The following is a 19,709-nucleotide window of genomic DNA, read 5'->3' as shown; positions in this document are numbered from 1 at the left end:
AGGTAGGCCCCGCACTTTGACATTACAATGACGGATCCTTCGGGACAGATCCCTCGCGGCGAGTGGCCGAAGCCCGCATCAGGATCCGATATGCCGGCCCCTGCCCCGCACTTGCGCAAGTTCGACCTGGCGCTGACGCTCGGCGTAACGCTGGCGGTCCTCATCGGAACGCGCATCGAAACAATGCGGACATGATACGCCGGTGGCGAACTTCGGTGACGTCAGGTCGCCCGGCGTCAGCGGATGGCGGCAGGCGCGGCAGAGTTCGGCGTCGCCCTCGGCAAGGCCGTGCGACACCGAAACGCGTTCGTCGAACACGAAGCACTCGCCTTGCCACAGGCTCTGTTCGGCCGGAACCTCCTCGAGGTATTTGAGGATGCCGCCCTTGAGGTGGAAGACATCCTCGAAACCGAGCGACTTGACGTAGGCCGTCGCCTTTTCGCAGCGTATGCCGCCGGTGCAGAACATCGCCACCTTGCGGCCCTCGAGTTCCGCCCTGTTTGCTTCCACCCAGGCCGGGAACTCGCGAAAGCTTGCCGTTGCCGGATCGACCGCGCCCTTGAACGTGCCGATCGACACCTCATAGGCGTTGCGCGTGTCGATAACGATTGTATCGGGCTCGGATATCAGCGCGTTCCAGTCGGCCGGCGCGACATAGGTGCCGGCGCTCGTCGCCGGGTCGATGTCGCCGACACCCATGGTGACGATCTCGCGCTTCAACCGCACCTTCATGCGGTGGAACGGTGTTTCTGCTGCGCTGCTGTATTTGACCTCGAGGCCGGCGAGCCCTTCGATTGCTTCGAGATAATCGATCAGTTCGGCGATCGCCGCCTCGCTGCCGGCGACGGTACCGTTGATGCCCTCATGCGCCAGAAGCAAGGTACCCTTGATGCCGCGCCCGCAACAGAAAGCGGCGAGCGGCGCGCGCAATTCGTCGAAGGCGTCGAGCCGGGCAAACCGGTAGAGCGCGGCGACACGGATGGGGCCAGTCGGCGTGGACAATGTCATTGTCAAGCCAACTAGACGCTCATGGCAGCCGATTCAAGGCGCACCGGCTTCACCAGCCCGTCATCGTTTTGATGGCAATGGCCGGTATCATCGCCCCACGGCGCGTGACATCGCGACACGCTTCGTTTCATGGACAGAAAAACACCCGTCTGCTAATCGGTTGAATTGTTCCACGATACGGAGAGACAGATGCCCAGCAAGACCGAAAAACTCCTGTCGCTCCTCAACGGCCAGCCGGTCATCCCGGTGCTGAAGATCGCCAATGTCGATGATGCCGTGCCGCTGGCCCGCGCTCTGGCGCATGGCGGCCTGCCGGCGATCGAGATCACGCTCAGGACCGCCGATGCACTGGAAGCGATCCGGCGGGTCGCGGCTGAGGTCGAGGACGCCATCGTCGGCGCCGGCACCATTCTCGATGCGCGTCAATTCGAAGAGGCGGCGGCCGCGGGCTCGCGCTTCATCGTCAGCCCCGGCATCACACGCGAGCTTCTGGCGGCAGCGGCCGACAGCGACGTTCCGCTGCTGCCCGGCGCAATCACGCCTGGCGAGATCATGGCCGCTCGGGAAGCCGGCCTGCGTTTCCTCAAATTCTTCCCGGCCGAGCAGTCGGGCGGCATCGCATCGCTGAAGGCCTTCGCCTCGCCGCTCGCCGATGTGAAATTCTGTCCGACCGGCGGCATCACCGGCAAGAACGCGGCCGAGTATCTCAGCCTGCCCAACGTCGTCTGCGTCGGCGGCTCCTGGGTGGCGCCTGACGACATGGTCAAGGCCGGTAAGTGGGACGAGATCGAGGCTCTCGCACGCGCGGCGAGCAACCTGGCAAAATAGGGCTTTTTGTCTCGGCATGAAAAACCCGGCCGACTTGCGTCGACCGGGTTCTGCCGATTGAGTTTCGTGCCGATCAGTTGCAGACCCTGATCTTTTCCACGACCTTGCGGTGGTGAGCCCAATGCGTGACCACCTTGGTCCGGCAGTGCTTCCTCATCATGTGCATATGGTCGTGGGTCTTCACGACAACGGTCTCTGCCTGCGTGGGAGCGATGGCCGCTGAAGCAGTTGCCAAAGCAATGACCGATGCCAGTAGAATGTTCTTCATGGATATCCCCGGGTTTGAACGAACAGGGGAGAAACCCTTGAAGGACTGAGCAAGTTCCAAGCTCACGGCAATGTCAGACCGGCGTGATCGCGGCCAATGGCGGCGGCGCCATTGGCCCCGCCCGCGCAACAAAAAAGCCGCGCGGGTTGCCCGACGCGGCTTTGTCGATCGACTGGTCGCTTACTTGGTCTGGAAGCGGGCGACCGACAGGAACTTGACTGCGTTGCCGGTGAAGCGGTTGGCATCGGCCATCTGGTCGCCCGACTGGAAGCCAGCCGTGTAGACCTCGCTCGGCGGCGTATGCACGATGCTGTAGGCGTAACCCGGTGCTGTCGTGGCGCTTGAAACGGTGGCGACATGTTCGCCGCTGGTCAGCGCCCAGCGGGCGGCCTGCGGCGCGGCGGCAACCACCATGGCCTTGGGACCAGGCTTCAAGTCGCGGGCGGTGGCTCTCGATTCCTTGCGGGTCGTCTTGACGCCAGCGCCGATCGCGGCGGCCGGATCGGTGCCGGCCGGGCGGGCAACGACAGCCTCACGCGGCGACGCGGCATCGGCGCCCGACGGATCGTTGAAGGCCGAACGCGCCTCGGACAAGGACAAGGAAGCTACCTGGTACGCGTCGGCCGCAGCACCGGCCCGGGCATTGGCCTCGTCGAGCACGGCCTTCACCTCGTCCGGCCTGGCTATGTCGGGACGCGCGCTGGGCAGCGCCGAGAGGGCGTCGGTCGCGGCGCTGCCGCGCTCAGCCGTATCCGCCAGCGCCATCAGCACGTCCTTGCTGGGCGGCGGCGCCAGAGCGGCCGGCAGCGAATTGTCGGGGCGCCATGTCGGCAACGGTACGTTGTTGACGGCGACCTGTGCGGGGGCCGGGGCCGGAGCGGCCGACGGATCGGCCATGCCGAAAGGCACGCTCGCCGGCGCATGTGCTGTCGCCACTGCCTGCTCGGTGGTGGTTGCCGCATCCGAGGTTGCTGTCGTATCCGAGGTCGCTGTCGCATCCGCCATGGCAAAAGGAACGTTCTCAGGCGACTGGGCACCGACATCGGCCTTCGGCCGCGGTGCAAAATCAGGCAGCGGAATGCTGCGGGCCGGCAGCGCCGCGATGATCGTCTCCGGCGTATCCTTTTCCGGCTCCGGAGCCTGCTCCTCGGCCACCTGCGGAATCTCCGCGCGCTTGGCATTCTCCGGCGCCACGATGGCGATGCCCGGGAGGTTGCTGGTCTTGGCTGTCGCGGCCGGCTGCAGGTTTCTAGCCTTGGGCGGAGGTGCCGCCGAAGCGGTCTCGACATCGGCGCTGTCGTCGGCCTCGTCGTCGCCGCCGCCGCCAAAGAAAGCCGACAGGAACCCACCTGATTTCTTGCTGCTGCCGCCGGCGCTGGCCAGTTCGATGGCCGGCGCGCCCGCACCCTTGCGCGCCTTGTAGGAGGCAAGCGCCTGCTCAAAGCCGGGCAGCGGCCTGCCGTCGCTCGGCACATGCAGCGTCTTGCCATTGGGGAACAGGCTGACCAGTTCCTGGCGGCTGATGCCGGGCCAGTGGCGCACATTGCCGACATCCATATGGACGAACGGCGAACCGGATGTCGGATAGTAGCCAACGCCGCCACCCTGCATCTTGAGGCCGATGTTGCGCAGTTTCTTCAGCGGCACGCCGGGAATGTAGAAATCCATCGCCTTGCCGAGCATGTGCTGGCTTTTCTCTGCGACGCCCCTGCTGCGGCTGCGCAGCATCGAGTTCGTCGACGGCGAGCGATAGCCGCAGACGACCTGGATGTAGTCCGTGGCACCGCTTTCCCGATAGGCTTCCCAGACCAGATCCAGCAGGCGCGGATCCATCTTGGTCGGCTCGTTGCGGCGCCAGTCGCGCAGGATGATGTTGATCTTCCTCAGACCCTCCGGAACGTAGCGGCCATTGCGCTTGTAGACGATCTCGGCCTTCTCGTGCGTATGGAGGTGATAGAGCTTCAGCGAACGTGTTTCGGCGCTGGCGCCAGTTGCAGCCGCGGCAACAAAACCAAATGCGACAATCAACGCCGCCAGCCATTTCGGCCAGACGCTCACGTGATGGTGCCGCCCGTTTGTGTGTCGTTCGATTCTGTTCAAATCAAAAGGCCCTGCAGGCTGCCGTTTGTCCCCGGATTTGTCCAAACGGATGTGTCGTTATCACATCCGAATATCGATCCTAATGGTTAATCATCGCTTATTGAAGCCAAAATGCGGTAACACCGTGGCGATATCCCGTCAAAAATTGTTCACCGGTTTTCTTGGTAAACCGCTGGTCTAGATCATGTTTCCGCCTTTGCCCGAAACACGATCTGTTACCGTCAGCCTTAATGCGTGAACAGGCCTGTCCATAGGCCCGCCACATTCCCGCCGAAACCCGGTATAGGGCGGATTCTGGCATTGCAAGCTGGCTCCGACCTTGCGTCCGAAGCATGAATCCCGAACCGAAGCTCGGCAAAGCGATGGTGAAAACTGGTTTTCGGGAGAGATTATGCGCTCCAGGGTGTGTCGAGATTTAGGTCAGGCTGGCATCACCTGATTCTCAACACATCTAGGAAGCGAGCCGGTCGACGCGGCCGGTCTCCGGGTCGATGCCGTATTCCTTGAGCTTCCGGTAAAGCGTCGAGCGGCCGATGCCGAGGCGGCGGGCGACTTCGCTCATCTGGCCGTTATAGTGGTCGATGGCGAGCTTGATCATCTCGAGTTCGACATCGGCCAGAGCGCGCACATTGCCGCGTTCGTCGAGCGCCCGCAACGTGCCGAAGCGAGGCTGCAGCCTGGCCAGCGGATCGGGCTCAATCGCCAAGACAGCCTCGCCTGACGAGACTTCCTCCTCGCCCGGCTCCGTGTCCAGCGGCAAGGACGCAGACGGCGAAACGCCGTCGGCGTCGAGATTGACCGTGCCTTCCACCTGCGCCCGGATCTGCGGGAAGTCCTCGGTGGTCAGCACATCGCCTTCGCAAAGCACCGAGGCCCGGAAGACGGCATTTTCGAGCTGCCGGATGTTTCCCGGCCAGTCATAGGCCTGCAGCACGGCAAGGGCCGCAGCAGAAATCCCTTGCAGGCGATGACGCGGGTCGGCTGGCGCCACCTTCTCCATGAAATGCTTGACCAGATAGGGGATGTCGTCGCGGCGGTCGCGCAGCGGCGGCACGAAGATCGGGTAGACGTTCAGCCGATAGAACAGATCCTCCCGAAACTTGCCGTCCTTGACCTGCTGCAGGAGGTTGCGGTGCGTCGCCGAAATCAGCCTGATGTCGACCCTGACGGTCGAGCGTCCGCCGACCGGGTCGACCTCGCCGTCCTGCACGGCGCGCAGCAGCTTGACCTGCACGTCGAGCGGCAGGTCGCCGATCTCGTCGAGAAACAGCGTTCCCGAATGCGCCTCGACGAACTTGCCGGTGTGCTTCTCGGTGGCGCCGGTGAACGAGCCCTTCTCATGGCCGAACAGGATCGATTCGACAAGATTGTCGGGAATGGCGCCGCAATTGACGGTGACGAAGGGTTTCGAGCGGCGGTCGCCGCTGCCCTGGATGGCGCGCGCCACCAGTTCCTTGCCGACGCCGGACTCGCCCTCGATCAGGATCGGGATGTTGGATGCCGCCGCCTTCTGGCCGAGGCGGATCACCCTGTCCATGGCCGGGCTGTGCGTGACCATGTCTTTGAAGGTTAAAAGCCCGCCACGCCGGCGCGACGTACGCTTGACCTCGCCCTCGACCGCCTCGACCTTGAGCGCATTGGCGATCGACGCCTGCAGCCTGTCGGGAGAGGCCGGCTTGACGACGAAATCGAAGGCGCCGTGACGCATTGCCGAAACCACGGTCTCGATGCCGCCCTGGGCGGTCTGCACGATCGTCGGGACATTTATGTCGCGCTCGCGCATTGCCTTAAGCACGCCGATGCCGTCCAGACCGGGCATGACCAGATCGAGGATAACCACCGAAACTTCGCGGGCGCCGGGCCCGTCGAGGACATCGAGTGCGGCCGCGCCGCCGTCGACGACGGTTGCCGCATGGCCGAACCGCGTCACGGCTGCTTCGAGCAGCCGGCGCTGCACGGGATCGTCATCGACTATGAGTATGGAACCTGTCATGACTGGTACGACTATGCCCGCCCGAGGAATTCTGCCCTGTGGACCATCTTGGCACAGGGTTCTAAATAAGGTTTCAAAAAACCCGGTGAATGAATTCCTTAGGATTTGACCGGCTTCTCGTTTCCCCTTTGAACCTCGGCCACGGAAGGTATCGGCGATGCACATGGTTTCTGGGCACATGGATTCTGCTCGGCGGCTAACGGCGCCGGCCTCCGGTCAGGGCGCGGCTGAGCTTGGCGACCTGCCGGAATGGAACCTTGCCGATCTCTATGCCGGCATGGAGGCCCCGGAACTGAAGCGCGACATCGCCAAGGCCGCAGCCGACGCGATCAGCTTCGAGACCCGCTGGAAGGGTACGCTGGCCGCCGAGGCCGAGCGTGGCAGCGGCGGCAGGCTAGGCGAGGCGCTTGTCGCCTACGAGGCCCTGGAGGAACTGATTGGCCGCATCGTCTCCTATGCCGGGCTGGTCTATGCCGGAAACACCGCCGACCCTCAGCGCGCCAAGCTCTATGGCGACATCCAGGAGAAGATGACCGACGCCAGCGCGCACCTTCTGTTCTTCGCGCTCGAACTCAACCTGATCGATGACGGCGCGATCGAAGGCGCACTTGCCGACGATCCCGCGTTCGGCCACTACCGGCCCTGGGTGCTCGATCTGCGCAAGGACAAGCCCTACCAGCTCGAAGACCGCGTCGAGCAGCTTTTCCATGAGAAATCGATCACCGGACGCGGTGCCTGGAACCGGTTGTTCGATGAGACGATGACCGACCTTCGCTTCGATATAGACGGCGAGGAATTGACGCTCGAGCCGGCGCTGAACCGCTTGCAGGATGCCGACGGCGACGTGCGCCGGCAGGCGTCCGAGGCGCTGGCAGCGACCTTCCGCAAGAATTTGCGCACCTTCACGCTGATCACCAACACGCTGACCAAGGACAAGGAGATTTCCGACCGCTGGCGCGGCTTCGAGGACATCGCCGATTCACGCCATCTCGCCAACCGCGTCGAGCGCGGTGTGGTCGATGCCTTGGCATCCGCCGTTCGCGACGCCTATCCGCGCCTGTCGCACCGCTATTACCAGATGAAGGCGCGCTGGCTGGGCATGGGGGTGATGAACCACTGGGACCGCAATGCACCGTTGCCGGATACGCCGCAGGCGATCATCGGCTGGGACGAGGCCAGGAACACCGTGCTCTCCGCCTATCAGCGCTTTTCGCCCGACATGGCGGAAATCGCGCGAACCTTCTTCGACCGCAACTGGATCGACGCGCCGGTGCGTCCGGGCAAGTCGCCCGGCGCCTTCGCGCATCCGACCGTGCCGTCGGCGCATCCCTATGTCCTGCTCAACTACATGGGCAAGCCGCGCGATGTGATGACGCTCGCGCATGAGCTTGGCCACGGCGTACATCAGGTGCTGGCCAGCGGCCAGGGCGCGCTGATGGCCTCGACGCCACTGACGCTGGCCGAGACGGCATCCGTCTTCGGCGAGATGCTGACCTTCCGCTCGCTGCTCGACCAGACCACCGACAGGCGAGAGCGCAAGGCCATGCTCGCCCAGAAAGTCGAGGACATGATCAACACGGTCGTGCGCCAGATCGCCTTCTACGAATTCGAGCGCAAGGTGCATGCCGAGCGCAGGAATGGCGAACTGACCTCCGACAGGCTCGGCCAGTTCTGGCTCGAAGTGCAGGCCGAAAGCCTCGGGCCCGCGATCAAGTTGCGCGAAGGCTACGAGGTGTTCTGGACCTACATCCCGCACTTCATCCATTCGCCCTTCTACGTCTATGCCTATGCTTTCGGCGACTGCCTGGTGAACTCGCTCTACGCGGTCTACCAGAATGCCGAGCGCGGCTTCCAGGACAAGTATTTCGAAATGCTGCGCGCCGGCGGCACCAAGCATCATTCCGAACTCCTGGCGCCCTTCGGCCTTGATGCCACCGATCCCGCCTTCTGGCAGATCGGGCTTGGCGTCATCAGTGGCCTGATCGACGAGCTGGAAACACTCGAAGCTTGAACGCGCCCGTAGGTCTCATCTGCTCGCAAAACAGTCTAGCCGGGATGCATATTGGGACGGCTTATTCTTGGTCCAAATATCCGTTCTTGAAGTACTCTCCATAGAAGTTTTCCGATAGCTTTCCACAAGCCCTATGATAGCCTTCCTTCCAAGCTCAGCCGGAGCGCATGCGGATCGGCGAGGGAAAGTCTCAGCCGGCCGCGGCGCCTCGGCGAACGCGACAACGGCCGTTGGCCATGGCAGGCAAAGCCGATCGCCGACAGCTCCAACCGAAGCCGGCTGTTCTGCGAACCGCGGAACCACCATCGACTAGTCCTTTCGCCGAAGGTCATGAACCCATGCCACGGCAGACGGACCTGATTGGAGAGAGAGACAATGGGCACTTTTTTCTACATGCTCCTGGCGTTCCTGGTAGGCGTGTTGGTGGGCTGGTTCCTCTGGGGACGACTGCGCGGTGAACTCGACAGCTTGCGCGGCGACCTCGACCGCACGCGCAGCGAGCGCGACAGGCTGCGCGCCGACAACGACCGCTTGACCGGTGAGCTCGATGCATGCGGCAAGACCCGCACCGACCTTGAGCGCCGGCTGCGCGAAGCGCAGGCAACGCCAGCTGCAGGAACCGGCTCGGCAAAGGCCGCGAGCCCGGCTCCGGCTGCCCTGATGTCGACGCCAGCCGCGGCCAAATCGGCGCCGGCAGCAGCCAAACCGGCGCCAAAGAAGCCCGCGGTGGCCAAGGCAGCGCCCGGCGCCGCCAAGTCCAGCGCCCCCAAGGCCAGCGCTCTAAAGGCCAGCACCGCGCCAAAAGCGGCAGCACCGGCGAAAGCCACGGCGGCCCAGCCAGCAGCAGCCAAGCCGGCAGCGGGCAAGCCCGACAATCTGCGCCGGCTGATCGGCATCGGCCCGGTCAACGAGAAGCTGCTCAAGGCACAAGGCGTCACCAGCTTCGCCCAGATCGCCGCCTGGACAGCCGCCGATATCAAGCGGATCGAGGATGTCATGAACTTCGACGGCCGCATCGCGCGCGAACGCTGGATCGAGCAGGCCAAGCTGCTTGCCGCCGGTAACGAGACGGAATTTGCCAAGCAGTTTCCGACTGCGGGAACCGCCAGCAACACCTGATTGGCGGAAGCAGGATTATGACAAACGGCGGTGCCCAAGGCGCCGCCGTTTGTTTTTGGCCGCAATATCGACCCGGAGGTTGGCCCCGGAGGTCGGCCCAGAAGGTCGGCTTTGAGTGGCGGCGTGCCGTTCCCTCGATTGCGCGCGAGCGGCCCCCCATATAGAGCGGTCGACGGCTTCATCGAGCGCAGCATCCGAGTCCCATGTCCCAGCCCGCCGCAATTTTCCGCAACGACGAAAGCGCGCGCCAGCTCGTCTTCGACCGGCCGGCCGACATTATCGTGGCGGATGAGGCAAAGGACTTCCTCCCGGCGCTGGCGGCGGCGCAGGCGGCGCACGACGCCGGCAAATGGTTGGCCGGCTATTTTTCCTATGAAGCGGGTTATCTGCTCGAACCGAAGCTGGTTCCCTTGCTGCCGAAAGGGCGCCGCGCACCACTCGTTTGCCTTGGGGTTTTCGATGCGCCGGTCGAAGAGGCGGTGCCGCTCCGCAACGCAGCGGCGACCAATGGCCCGATCTTCGACGCGCGGGCGACATGGTCGCTCGAGGATTACGAGCAGCGGTTCTCGCGACTGCACCAGCACATCAGGCAAGGCGACTGCTACCAGGGCAACCTGACCTTTCCCATTCATGCGCAATGGTCGGGCGACCCGCTGGCCGCCTTCGACGCGCTGACCGAACGCCAGCCGGTGAAATATGGCGCGCTGGTCTCGCTCGGTGATCCCATCGTGCTGTCGCGTTCGCCCGAACTGTTCTTCGAGATCGACGCCTCGGGCACGATCGAGACGCATCCCATGAAGGGCACCGCACCGCGCGGTGCCACCAAGGCCGAGGACGAGCGGCAGAAGATTTTCCTGCGCAACGACGAGAAGAACCAGGCCGAAAACCGGATGATCGTCGATCTCCTGCGCAACGATATCTCGCTGATCAGCGAGGTCGGCACGCTGGACGTGCCGGCGTTGTTCCGCATCGAGACCTATCCGACAGTTCACCAGATGGTGAGCGACGTCAGGGCAAAGCTGCTGCCGGGTCTCAGCATCCGCCAGGTGTTCGCGGCGCTGTTTCCGTGCGGCTCGATCACCGGCGCGCCAAAAATCCGTGCCATGGAAATCCTGCACGATCTGGAAGGCACGCCGCGCGACGCCTATTGCGGCGCCATCGGCTGGATCGCGCCCGGCGGCACGATGCGCTTTTCCGTGGCGATCCGCACCATCTCGCTCTTTTCCGGCGGCGAGGCCGTCTACAGTGTCGGCGGCGGCGTCGTCTTCGATTCGACGGCTGAGGAGGAGTATCAGGAGTGTCTGCTGAAAGCGCGCTTCGCGACGGGAACACCGCCGACTTCCAGCTGATCGAGACCATGCGCTGGGAACCCGGCTCGGGCTTCCTGCGCTTCGATCGCCACCTTGCCCGCCTCTACGGCTCGGCGGCGGAACTCGGCTTTGCCTGCGACCCGCAAAGGATCGGCGAGGTGCTGGGCAATGCGGTTAGCGGATCCGGCATCGCGTTGCGCACCCGCCTGGCTTTGTCGCGCGACGGCGAAGCGACCGCCTCGGCACAGCCCTATGAACCGCTCGCCGCCGACAAGGTGTGGACGCTGCGGCTGGCGCGCACAAGGCTCGATTCGCACGACACGCTGCTGCGCCACAAGACCAGCCGGCGGCAGCTCTACACACATGCCCGCTCGGAATATCTCATTACCCAGGCCGACGAGGTGCTGCTGGCCAATGAGCGCGGCGAGATCTGCGAAGGCACCATCACCAACCTATTCGCCGATCTTGGCGATGGCATGCTGGCGACGCCGCGGCTCGACTGCGGCTTGCTGCCTGGCGTACTGCGCGCCGAGCTTCTGGATGAAGGCCGCGCCCGCGAAGCGATCTACAGCTACGGCGATCTGCAGTCGGCCAAGGCGATCTTTGTCGGCAATTCGCTGCGCGGCTTGATTCCCGCGAAGCTGGCATGACCAGGAGAGTGCTATGTTCGTCGTTTCGCTGAACTACAAGGTGCCGCTGACCGAGATCGACCGCTTGCAGGCGGCCCATATCGAATGGCTGAAGGCCTGCTACGCGGAGGGCCTCTTCGTCGCCTCCGGACCAAAGAAACCGAGAACCGGCGGCATCATCATCGCGCAATGCCCGCGCGAAGTGCTCGACGCCAGGCTGGCAGCGGATCCCTTCGCCATGGCCAACGCAGCCGACTTTGATGTCACCGAATTCCTGGCGAGGCTGACCACCGCCGTCCTGGATAGTTTCAGGGAAGCATGAGCTTGGCCGGGGCGCTGCCCACCCATACGCCCTATGACGGCTCGTCGAAACTCTTCAGCATCGGCCTGAAGCCGCTCGATCCGGCAGACTGGATCGAGGTCGACGACCTTCTGCTGCCGTATCTCGCCGAGAAGCGCCGGCTCTATGCCGAGATCCCCGAGCGGGTTTTCGTCGAGGAGGACGGCACGCGGGACGCCCAGCAGGAAGTGCTCGAATTGCTCGGCACGCATCTGCCGGAGAGATTTCCCGACACCTATCGGCGCACCGACGCAGGCGTCGAAATCGTGGGCACGGAGAGCCATTTCACCACCCCTTCCGGTCTCGACGGCGCACCGCTCGTCGCCGCCTCGCTGTTGGTCCAGGAAGACCTGATCCTGATGCGCCGTAGCGACAACGGCTGGCGGCTCGTTACCGGTTCGTTGTGCTTTCCGTCATCCTGGCTGCTGGTCGAGAAGTTCGGCCGGCCGCTGCAGGATATCCACGCGCCGGTGCCGGGCTTCGGTCCGGGCACCCGCCCGGCCGAGCTGATCAACCGCATGTTCGACGGCCTCCAGGGCCAGGCGGTCGAGCGCTTCAACTGGTCGATCCAGGCCGACAATGCGCTCTATCATCCGCTGTCCAATGTCGAGCGCATCGACCGCGCCACCAGCCGGCCGACACGCTTCCCCGATGGTGACGTCAGGGCGCACGCCTTCATCCGCGTGGAGCGTCAGACGTTGCGCAAGCTGCCGTCCTCGCGCGACATCCTGTTCACCATCCGCATCCACCTCGACCCGCTCGCCGTGCTGGATCGGCACCCGGACCGGGCGACGCTCGCACTGTCCTTTGCCGCGCAGCTCGAAGCGCTCGATCTCGACCAGCTCGACTACAAGGGGCTGACATCGGACCGCGACCGGCTGATCGAACGATTGAAGACAATGGCCGGCTGAAGCCGGCTACAGGCTGCCCGCCAGAAAATCAACGAACGCCCTTGCCCTGACGCTGGCCTTGCGTCCGGCCGGAAACAGCGCCCACAATTCAACGGGCGGCAGCGCCCAGTCGACCAGGATCGGCCGAACCGCACCGCTGCGCAGTTCCGCGTCGAACATCCATTCGGAGCCAACCGTGAAGCCGATGCCGGCAAGTACTGCCTCACGTATCCCTTCGGCGGAAGTCACGCGCAGCCGACCTTGGCCGGCAAGCGAAACCTCTTCGGCGCCTCGCCTGAATGTCCAGCGATTGGAAGTGCCTGCTCGGACGAAAAGGATCGCCTCGTGCCGAGACAGCTCATCGGGCGCGATGGGTTCGCCCTCGCGTGCCAGGTAGGAGGGTGCCGCCACCACGAGACGACGACAGGTGGCGATCTTGCGCCCGATATGAGCGGGGGCGAAGCTTTCACCCAGACGCAGCATGACATCCACCCCTTCCTCGACGAGGTCGACGTTCCTGTCGTCCATCGCCACCTCGACGTCGAGCCTCGGGTGAGCGTCCAGGAAGGCTTTCAGCCTCGGAACGACATGCAGGCGGCCGAAGGTTACCGACGTACCGATGCGCAACAACCCGGTAAGCGCCGCCGCAGTGCCACGCGCCGCGTTCTCTGCTTCATCGGCCTCGTCGACCGCGCGCTTGGCGCCTTCATAGAAGCTGAGGCCGGCATCGGTCGGCGAGAGACCTCGGGTGGTGCGCGACAGCAGGCGAACGCCGAGCCGTTCCTCGAGCTGCGCGATGGCCTTCGAGACGGCAGGCTGCCCGACGCGCAAATGCCGCGCGGCCGCAGAGAACGAGCCGGTTTCGATGACCCTTATGAAGGTGTTCATCACCATGAGCCTGTCCATTTATTCCACCTTGGAATTAGTCATATGGCGTTAGTCACTCTACCTGACCCATCCAGGAATGGCCAATTGGCGATTGTCAAATCCATCCATCCATTCGGAGAACCAAAATGGGCAAGCTCAACAACAAGGTCGCCATCGTCACCGGCGCCGCGCGAGGCATCGGTGCGGGCATCGCCAAACGGCTGGCGGCGGAAGGCGCCGCCGTCGTGGTTAACTACGCCTCCAGCCGTGAGGCCGCGGAACGCACGGTCAAGGAGATCGTCGCTGCCGGTGGCAAGGCGACTGCGGTTCGGGGTGACGTGGCCGAGGCCGCCGAAGTCGAGAAGATGTTCGAGGCCGCCGAGATCGCATTCGGCAAGCCAAGCATTCTGATCAACAACGCCGCGACCGCCAGCTTTGGCACTTTCGAGGAAGCCAGCGAGGCGGATTATCGGCGGCTCTTCGACACCAACGTACTGGGCACGATCCTGACCACAAAGGCTGCCATGCGCCACTTCCCCGAGACCGGCGGCAGCATCGTCAACATCGGCACGATCTCGAGCTGGAACCCGGTGCCAAACACCAGCCTCTATTCGGCCAGCAAAGCGGCGATCGATACGCTGACGCTTAGCCTGTCGAGAGAACTCGGAGCCCGCAACATCCGTGTCAACATCGTGGCGCCTGGCTATACCCATACCGAAATGACCGAAGGTATGGTTGGCACCGATTTCGGCAATATGCTGATCGCTGGCGTGCCCCTTGGCCAGCGCTTCGGCAAGCCGGACGACATCGCCCCGACCGTGGCCTTCCTCGCCTCGGACGAGGCGGCGTGGCTGACCGGCGAACGCATCAACGCGTCCGGCGGCGCTCGCTGATACGACGCCGGCTCAACATCGGCCATCGGGCAGGCCATGGCCTCCCGGTGGCATCGCCGAGCACTTCCACAGCGGCGTTCCCAGGCGTTTCGCTGCTTTTCCCTTTATTGTGACAATGATCTATGGTTTGTCGCGCCGCGGCCAAGCGGCTGTTCCGGAGTGTTTTTTGAGGAGTGCTCGATAAAATGGCGAATGAAAACTGGCCCGTTTATGGTGAGATCACCGGCCCCGTGGTGATGATCGGCTTCGGCTCGATCGGACGGGGGACGCTGCCGCTCATCGAACGCCATTTCACGTTCGACAAGTCGCGCATGACGGTCCTCGACCCACGCGACACCGACCGCAAGCTGCTCGACGAGCGCGGCATCGCTTTCGTCCAGAACGCGGTGACCGAGAAGAACTACAAGAAGCTTTTGACGCCGCTCCTGACCAATGGCGGTGGCCAGGGCTTTTGCATCAACCTGTCGGTCGATACCGGCTCGGTGGACCTGATGCGGCTCTGCCGCAAGCTCGGCGTGCTTTACATCGACACCGTCGTCGAGCCATGGCTCGGCTTCTATTTCGATGCCCAGGCCGACAATGCCAGCCGCACCAACTATGCGCTGCGCGAAGCGATGATCAAGGAAAAGCACGACAAGCCCGGCGGCGCGACGGCGGTCTCCACCTGCGGCGCCAATCCCGGCATGGTCTCGTGGTTCGTCAAGCAGGCGCTGGTCAACCTCGCTACCGATCTTGGCCTCGAGTTTTCTGAGCCTACGCAGGATGACCGCGAGGGCTGGGCCAAGCTGATGAAGAAGGCCGGCGTCAAGGGCATCCACATCGCCGAGCGCGACACCCAGCGCGCCAAGAAGCCGAAGCCGATGGCTGTGTTCTGGAACACATGGTCGGTCGAGGGCTTCATTTCCGAGGGCCTGCAGCCTGCCGAGCTCGGCTGGGGCACGCATGAGACGTGGATGCCGAAGAACGCCAAGAAGCACAAGCACGGTTCGAAGGCCGCCATCTACCTGGAGCAGCCCGGCGCCAACACGCGCGTGCGTTCATGGTGCCCGACGCCAGGGCCGCAATACGGCCTCCTTGTCACGCACAACGAGGCGATCTCGATCGCCGATTTCTTCACCGTGCGCTCCAGGAAGGGCAAGGTTCAATACCGCCCGACCTGCCACTATGCCTATCATCCCTGCAATGACGCGATGCTGTCGCTGGACGAGATGTTCGGCGCCGCCGGCAAGCCTCAGCCGGTGCACCACGTGCTCGACGAGAACGAATTGGTCGACGGTGTCGACGAACTTGGCGTGCTGCTCTACGGCCACGACAAGAATGCCTACTGGTACGGCTCACATCTTTCGCTGGCCGACGCGCGCAAGCTGGCGCCCTATCAGAACGCCACCGGTATGCAGGTCACCTCGGCGGTTCTCGCCGGCATGGTCTGGGCACTGGAAAACCCTGAAGCCGGCATCGTCGAGGCCGACGAGATGGACTACAAGCGCTGCCTGGAAGTGCAGTCGCAATATTTGGGACCGGTCGAAGGCCACTACACCGACTGGACGCCGCTCGATAACCGGCCCGGCCTGTTCCCGGAAGACCTCGACCGCAGCGACCCGTGGCAATTCCGCAACATCCTCGTCCGATAGCAGCCCCGTCAGCATGCCTCGTTGCCTTGCAATCGCCCGGAAATCAGGCGATTGAAGGGATGCGGACTGAGGAGAGGATTTTTTAAAATGAACATTGCGCGCAAGATTGTTTGGATGAGCGTTGCGGCAGCCACTGTAGTGGGGCTTGCTGGCTGTGCGACCAGCGGCCCGGATGGACCGCCGATTGCGGCTTCGCCGAAAGGCGTCGAAGGCTCCTGGATCGACGCCAAGGGTACCGGCCTCTCGACCTTCGCCAGCGGCACCTTCACGACCGTCGCCACCGACACCGGCCAGAAGCTTGCCGATGGCAGCTACACCATGACCGGCGCCACGTCGGTGCAGATCAATGGCACGTCGCTGATCCGCCAGACCGCGGTCAGCTTCAACTGCCTGATGGTGTCGACAAGCCAGCTCAACTGCACCAGCTCCAGCGGCCAGAACTTCGTGCTGACACGGCGCACCTGAGCCAGCGAGTATTCGCTTCCCCAAGGGGACGGCGGCCATCGGCCGCCGTCCCTTTTTTATGCCGGCAAAAGTCCCCGGATTTCCGCTTGCGTCATCTGGAACGCGATGGGAACATGGTTCCAAACGCCGACTGTTATGTTCCAGTCAAGCAAGAGCGTTAAACGCCTCTGATCAGCCTTCCGGGAGACGAAGATGAAGAAATTTGCCGCCATTGCCGCCCTCTCCGCCTCGACGCTCGCTCTGTCGTCCGGCTCATCCTTTGCCGACTACACGCTGAACATCCTGCACATCAACGACTGGCACAGCCGCATCGAAGGCAACAACAAATATGAATCGACCTGCTCGGCCGATGAGGAGACCAAGGGCGAGTGCATTGGCGGCGCGGGCCGGCTGATCACCGCGATCGCCCAGGAACGCAAGAAGCTGGAAGGCCAGAACGTGCTGCTGCTCAGCGCCGGCGACAATTTCCAGGGATCGCTGTTCTACACGACCTACAAAGGCAAGGTCGAAGGCGAATTCCTCAACGAGATGAAGTTCGACGCCATGGCGCTCGGCAACCATGAATTCGACGATGGCGAGACGGCGTTGGCGCCGTTCCTCGACATGATCAAGTTCCCGGTGCTCGGCGCCAATGTGAAGGCCAACGCGCAATCCAAGCTCGGCGACCGCGTCAAGCCGTCTGTTGTCGTCGAGGTCGGTGGCCAGAAGATCGGCATCATCGGCGCGGTGACCAATGACACCCCGGAACTCGCTTCCCCCGGCCCCAACATCACCATCGAGGACGACGTCAAGTCGATCACCGCCGAGGTCGAGAAGCTGAAGGGCGAAGGCGTCAACAAGATCATCGCCGTGACCCATATCGGCTACAAGCGCGAGCGCGACGTCATCGCCAAGATCCCGGGCATCGACGTGGTCGTCGGCGGCCACAGCCACTCGCTGCTGTCGAACACCGACCCGAAGGCGGAGGGACCCTACCCGACGATGGTCGACAATCCCGACGGCTACAAGGTGCCGGTCGTGCAGGCGGCGTCCTATTCCAAATATCTCGGCGAATTCAAGGTGGTGTTCGACGACAACGGCGTCGTCAAATCGGCCAGCGGCGACCCGATCTTTCTCGACAAGTCGATCACTCCCGACCCGGCTGTGCTCGCCCGCATCAAGGAGCTTGGCGCGCCGATCGAGGCGTTGAAGAACAAGGAAGTGGCCGAGACCACCGACGTCATCGACGGCAGCCGCGAGAACTGCCGCACCCGTGAGTGCGCGATGGGCAACCTCGTCTCCGACGCCATCCTCGACCGCGTCAAGGGACAGGGCGTCGAGATCGTCATCTCCAATGGCGGCGGCCTGCGTGCCTCGATCGACAAAGGCACCGTCACCATGGGCGAGGTGCTGACCGTGCTGCCGTTCCAGAACACCCTGGCAACCTTCCAGATCTCCGGCAAGGACCTGGTGGCCGGCCTCGAGAACGGCCTCAGCCAGATCGAGGACGGCGCCGGCCGCTTCCCGCAGGTCGCCGGCCTGAAATATTCCTTCGACAAGTCGGTTGCGCCTAATGCCGGTCGCGTCAAATCGGTGGAAGTCATGGAAGGCGGCGCCTGGACGCCGATCAATCCGGACAAGGACTACCTCGTCGCCACCAACAACTATGTCCGCCAGGGTGGCGACGGCTACAAGATCTTCGCCGACAAGGCCAAGAACGCCTATGACTACGGTCCGGGTCTCGAACAGGTGGTTGCCGACTATCTCGGCGCGCACCGGCCCTACACGCCAAAGCTCGATGGCCGCATCACCGAGATCGCCGCGACCGTCGCGGCGGCGCCGGCGGCCGAGCCGGCCAAGCCTGCCGAAGCAGCAAAGCCCGCTGAGGCCGCACCGGCCGCGGAACCGGCCAAGCCTGCGGAAGCGGCACCGGCGCCCGCGCCAGCCCCCGAACCGGCAAAGCCAGCAGAGGCCGCGCCGGCCGAAAGCAGCCATGTCATCGTTGCCGGCGACACCTATTGGGATCTGGCAAAGAAGGCCTATGGCGACGCGACCAAATGGAAGCTGATCTATGAGGCCAACAAGGGCCAAAGGCCTCATCGGCTTGCGCTTGGCGCAACCCTGACCATCCCGCCAAAGTAAGGTCGCTTCGCCTCTTCAACGACGCGCCCGCCCGGGAAACCGGGCGGGTTTTTTCGTTGCCTGCTAAGGTGCGGCCAGACGCTGCATTGAAAACTGGCGTGGCATCGCTAGTTTCGCGCCGTATCCGGAGACCATGTATGACCCTTTCCACCCCTGCCGATCCCAAAGCCGCGAAGGCCGGCGGCCCGCTGCCCGCGGGGCATCCGACGGTCAAGGCTGGCAAGGTCGGGGTCATGCTGGTCAATCTCGGCACGCCGGACGGCACCGATTTCAAGCCGATGTGGCGCTATCTGCGGGAATTCCTGTCCGATCCACGCGTCATCGAGCTCAACAGGGCGATCTGGTACCCGATCCTCTATGGGCTGGTGCTCACCAGGCGGCCGAAGGCGTCGGGCGCCAACTACGCCCGGATCTGGAACCGGGAGAGGAACGAGTCGCCCTTGCGCACCTACACCCGCGCCCAGGGCGAGAAGCTGGCCGAGGCGTTGCGCGACCTGCCTGATGTCGTCGTCGACTGGGCGATGCGCTACGGCAACCCTTCGACCGCGAGCGTCGCCCAGGGGCTGGTCGAAAAGGGCTGCGACCGCATTCTTTCATTCCCGCTCTATCCGCAGTATTCGGCGACCACCACCGCCACCGCCAACGACCAGCTGTTTCGTGCCCTGATGAAGATGCGCCGCGCACCGGCCATCCGCAGTGTGCCGCCGTACTACGATGAACCGGTCTATATCGAAGCGCTGGCGCGTTCGATCGAGCGGCATCTGGCCACGCTGGATTTCGAACCGGAGGTCGTCATTGCCTCCTTTCACGGCATCCCAAAACCCTATTTCGAGAAAGGCGACCCTTATCATTGCCACTGCCAGAAGACGACGCGGCTGTTGCGCGAACGGCTCGGCTGGGATGACAACAAACTGATCATCACCTTCCAGTCGCGCTTCGGCGCGCAGGAATGGCTGCAGCCCTATACCGACAAGACCGTGGAGAAACTGGCCAGGGACGGGGTGAAGTCAATCGCCATCGTCAATCCGGGCTTTTCGGTCGACTGCATCGAGACGCTGGACGAGATCGGCCGCGAGGCGGGCGAGACCTTCCATCACGCCGGCGGCAAGAACTTCGCCCACATTCCTTGCCTCAACGACAGCGCCGAGGGCATGGCGGTGATCGAGGCGATGGTGCGGCGCGAACTGTCCGGCTGGGTCTGACACCGGAACAACACAAGCTCCGGGGCGTTGAGCA

At 63.7% G+C, this 19,709-nt stretch carries 17 protein-coding genes; 12 read left to right on the top strand and 5 right to left on the bottom strand.

Features of this window, described 5'->3' with window-relative positions:
- Positions 1–78: 78 nt before the first annotated feature.
- Positions 79–1,008, bottom strand: coding sequence for an oxygen-dependent tRNA uridine(34) hydroxylase TrhO (trhO, locus tag AC1DYW_RS25425; protein ID WP_477228024.1), 930 nt, complete (start codon positions 1,006–1,008; stop codon positions 79–81).
- A 189-nt stretch (positions 1,009–1,197) separates the two neighbouring features.
- Here trhO and AC1DYW_RS25420 point away from each other — a divergent pair, with 189 nt between their 5' ends.
- Positions 1,198–1,836 (top strand): 2-dehydro-3-deoxy-phosphogluconate aldolase, encoded by a 639-nt coding sequence (locus tag AC1DYW_RS25420; RefSeq protein WP_477228023.1) that lies wholly within the window; start codon positions 1,198–1,200, stop codon positions 1,834–1,836.
- Between the two features lie 73 nt (positions 1,837–1,909).
- Here the strand turns inward: AC1DYW_RS25420 and AC1DYW_RS25415 are convergent, their stop codons facing one another.
- The 3 genes from AC1DYW_RS25415 to AC1DYW_RS25405 all read right to left on the bottom strand — a co-directional run bounded on the left by AC1DYW_RS25415 (position 1,910) and on the right by AC1DYW_RS25405 (position 6,197).
- Positions 1,910–2,104: a hypothetical protein gene (locus AC1DYW_RS25415; RefSeq protein ID WP_477228022.1), complete on the bottom strand. Its 195-nt coding sequence runs from the start codon at positions 2,102–2,104 to the stop codon at positions 1,910–1,912.
- Positions 2,105–2,284: 180 nt separating this feature from the next.
- Entirely contained in the window at positions 2,285–4,162 is a 1,878-nt protein-coding gene (locus AC1DYW_RS25410) for a peptidoglycan L,D-endopeptidase MepK (RefSeq protein WP_477228021.1), read from the bottom strand.
- 493 nt (positions 4,163–4,655) lie between these two features.
- Positions 4,656–6,197, bottom strand: a complete 1,542-nt coding sequence (locus tag AC1DYW_RS25405; protein ID WP_477228020.1) for a sigma-54-dependent transcriptional regulator — start codon at positions 6,195–6,197, stop codon at positions 4,656–4,658.
- A 178-nt stretch (positions 6,198–6,375) separates the two neighbouring features.
- Between AC1DYW_RS25405 and AC1DYW_RS25400 the strand changes: the two genes are divergently transcribed.
- The 6 genes from AC1DYW_RS25400 (at position 6,376) to AC1DYW_RS25375 (ending at position 12,517) form a co-directional block, all read left to right on the top strand.
- Entirely contained in the window at positions 6,376–8,208 is a 1,833-nt protein-coding gene (locus AC1DYW_RS25400) for a M3 family oligoendopeptidase (RefSeq protein ID WP_477228019.1), read from the top strand.
- A gap of 375 nt (positions 8,209–8,583) precedes the next feature.
- The gene (locus AC1DYW_RS25395) at positions 8,584–9,327 is read left to right on the top strand and encodes a proton-conducting membrane transporter (RefSeq protein WP_477228018.1); all 744 of its coding nucleotides are present in this window, start codon (positions 8,584–8,586) and stop codon (positions 9,325–9,327) included.
- Positions 9,328–9,530: 203 nt separating this feature from the next.
- Positions 9,531–10,676: an aminodeoxychorismate synthase component I gene (locus tag AC1DYW_RS25390; protein WP_477228017.1), complete on the top strand. Its 1,146-nt coding sequence runs from the start codon at positions 9,531–9,533 to the stop codon at positions 10,674–10,676.
- Positions 10,625–11,287 (top strand): aminotransferase class IV family protein, encoded by a 663-nt coding sequence (locus tag AC1DYW_RS25385; protein ID WP_477228016.1) that lies wholly within the window; start codon positions 10,625–10,627, stop codon positions 11,285–11,287. Before AC1DYW_RS25390 ends, AC1DYW_RS25385 begins: the two co-directional genes overlap by 52 nt.
- A 13-nt stretch (positions 11,288–11,300) precedes the next feature.
- Positions 11,301–11,588, top strand: a complete 288-nt coding sequence (locus tag AC1DYW_RS25380; RefSeq protein ID WP_477228015.1) for a YciI family protein — start codon at positions 11,301–11,303, stop codon at positions 11,586–11,588.
- Positions 11,585–12,517 (top strand): heme-dependent oxidative N-demethylase family protein, encoded by a 933-nt coding sequence (locus AC1DYW_RS25375; protein ID WP_477228014.1) that lies wholly within the window; start codon positions 11,585–11,587, stop codon positions 12,515–12,517. The genes AC1DYW_RS25380 and AC1DYW_RS25375 overlap by 4 nt, the downstream gene beginning before the upstream one ends.
- Before the next feature lie 6 nt (positions 12,518–12,523).
- On the opposite strand, the gene AC1DYW_RS25370 is transcribed toward AC1DYW_RS25375, so the two are convergent.
- The gene (locus AC1DYW_RS25370; protein WP_477228013.1) at positions 12,524–13,402 is read right to left on the bottom strand and encodes a LysR family transcriptional regulator; all 879 of its coding nucleotides are present in this window, start codon (positions 13,400–13,402) and stop codon (positions 12,524–12,526) included.
- 107 nt (positions 13,403–13,509) lie between these two features.
- On the opposite strand from AC1DYW_RS25370, the gene AC1DYW_RS25365 reads away from it, so the two are divergent.
- The 5 genes from AC1DYW_RS25365 (at position 13,510) to hemH (ending at position 19,675) form a co-directional block, all read left to right on the top strand.
- A complete protein-coding gene (locus AC1DYW_RS25365) occupies positions 13,510–14,256 on the top strand; it encodes an SDR family NAD(P)-dependent oxidoreductase (protein WP_095084564.1) in 747 nt (248 codons plus the stop codon).
- A gap of 185 nt (positions 14,257–14,441) precedes the next feature.
- Positions 14,442–15,887: a homospermidine synthase gene (locus AC1DYW_RS25360; protein WP_477228012.1), complete on the top strand. Its 1,446-nt coding sequence runs from the start codon at positions 14,442–14,444 to the stop codon at positions 15,885–15,887.
- Positions 15,888–15,974: 87 nt separating this feature from the next.
- Positions 15,975–16,352 carry an outer membrane lipoprotein Omp10 gene (gene omp10, locus AC1DYW_RS25355; protein WP_477228011.1) on the top strand — a complete coding sequence of 126 codons (378 nt, stop codon included), beginning with the start codon at positions 15,975–15,977 and terminating at the stop codon, positions 16,350–16,352.
- Between the two features lie 192 nt (positions 16,353–16,544).
- Positions 16,545–18,473 (top strand): 5'-nucleotidase C-terminal domain-containing protein, encoded by a 1,929-nt coding sequence (locus AC1DYW_RS25350; RefSeq protein WP_477228010.1) that lies wholly within the window; start codon positions 16,545–16,547, stop codon positions 18,471–18,473.
- A gap of 137 nt (positions 18,474–18,610) precedes the next feature.
- Positions 18,611–19,675 (top strand): ferrochelatase, encoded by a 1,065-nt coding sequence (gene hemH, locus AC1DYW_RS25345; protein WP_477228009.1) that lies wholly within the window; start codon positions 18,611–18,613, stop codon positions 19,673–19,675.
- Positions 19,676–19,709 lie beyond the last annotated feature (34 nt).

The sequence above is a fragment of the Mesorhizobium sp. P2_D5 genome, assembly GCF_056404355.1.
Note: the sequence above shows the minus strand (reverse complement) of the source record. Positions and strands in the feature narration are given on the sequence as shown.

Excerpts from the sequence above, each read along its gene's own strand:
- AC1DYW_RS25370 (WP_477228013.1), bottom strand. The coding sequence starts at position 13,402 with ATGGACAGGCTCATGGTGATGAACACCTTCATAAGGGTCATCGAAACC.
- AC1DYW_RS25360 (WP_477228012.1), top strand. The coding sequence starts at position 14,442 with ATGGCGAATGAAAACTGGCCCGTTTATGGTGAGATCACCGGCCCCGTG.
- AC1DYW_RS25350 (WP_477228010.1), top strand. The coding sequence starts at position 16,545 with ATGAAGAAATTTGCCGCCATTGCCGCCCTCTCCGCCTCGACGCTCGCT.
- AC1DYW_RS25365 (WP_095084564.1), top strand. The coding sequence starts at position 13,510 with ATGGGCAAGCTCAACAACAAGGTCGCCATCGTCACCGGCGCCGCGCGA.
- AC1DYW_RS25375 (WP_477228014.1), top strand. The coding sequence starts at position 11,585 with ATGAGCTTGGCCGGGGCGCTGCCCACCCATACGCCCTATGACGGCTCG.
- AC1DYW_RS25415 (WP_477228022.1), bottom strand. The coding sequence starts at position 2,104 with ATGAAGAACATTCTACTGGCATCGGTCATTGCTTTGGCAACTGCTTCA.
- trhO (WP_477228024.1), bottom strand. The coding sequence starts at position 1,008 with ATGACATTGTCCACGCCGACTGGCCCCATCCGTGTCGCCGCGCTCTAC.
- AC1DYW_RS25390 (WP_477228017.1), top strand. The coding sequence starts at position 9,531 with ATGTCCCAGCCCGCCGCAATTTTCCGCAACGACGAAAGCGCGCGCCAG.
- hemH (WP_477228009.1), top strand. The coding sequence starts at position 18,611 with ATGACCCTTTCCACCCCTGCCGATCCCAAAGCCGCGAAGGCCGGCGGC.
- AC1DYW_RS25380 (WP_477228015.1), top strand. The coding sequence starts at position 11,301 with ATGTTCGTCGTTTCGCTGAACTACAAGGTGCCGCTGACCGAGATCGAC.
- AC1DYW_RS25395 (WP_477228018.1), top strand. The coding sequence starts at position 8,584 with ATGGGCACTTTTTTCTACATGCTCCTGGCGTTCCTGGTAGGCGTGTTG.
- AC1DYW_RS25420 (WP_477228023.1), top strand. The coding sequence starts at position 1,198 with ATGCCCAGCAAGACCGAAAAACTCCTGTCGCTCCTCAACGGCCAGCCG.
- omp10 (WP_477228011.1), top strand. The coding sequence starts at position 15,975 with ATGAACATTGCGCGCAAGATTGTTTGGATGAGCGTTGCGGCAGCCACT.
- AC1DYW_RS25400 (WP_477228019.1), top strand. The coding sequence starts at position 6,376 with ATGGATTCTGCTCGGCGGCTAACGGCGCCGGCCTCCGGTCAGGGCGCG.
- AC1DYW_RS25405 (WP_477228020.1), bottom strand. The coding sequence starts at position 6,197 with ATGACAGGTTCCATACTCATAGTCGATGACGATCCCGTGCAGCGCCGG.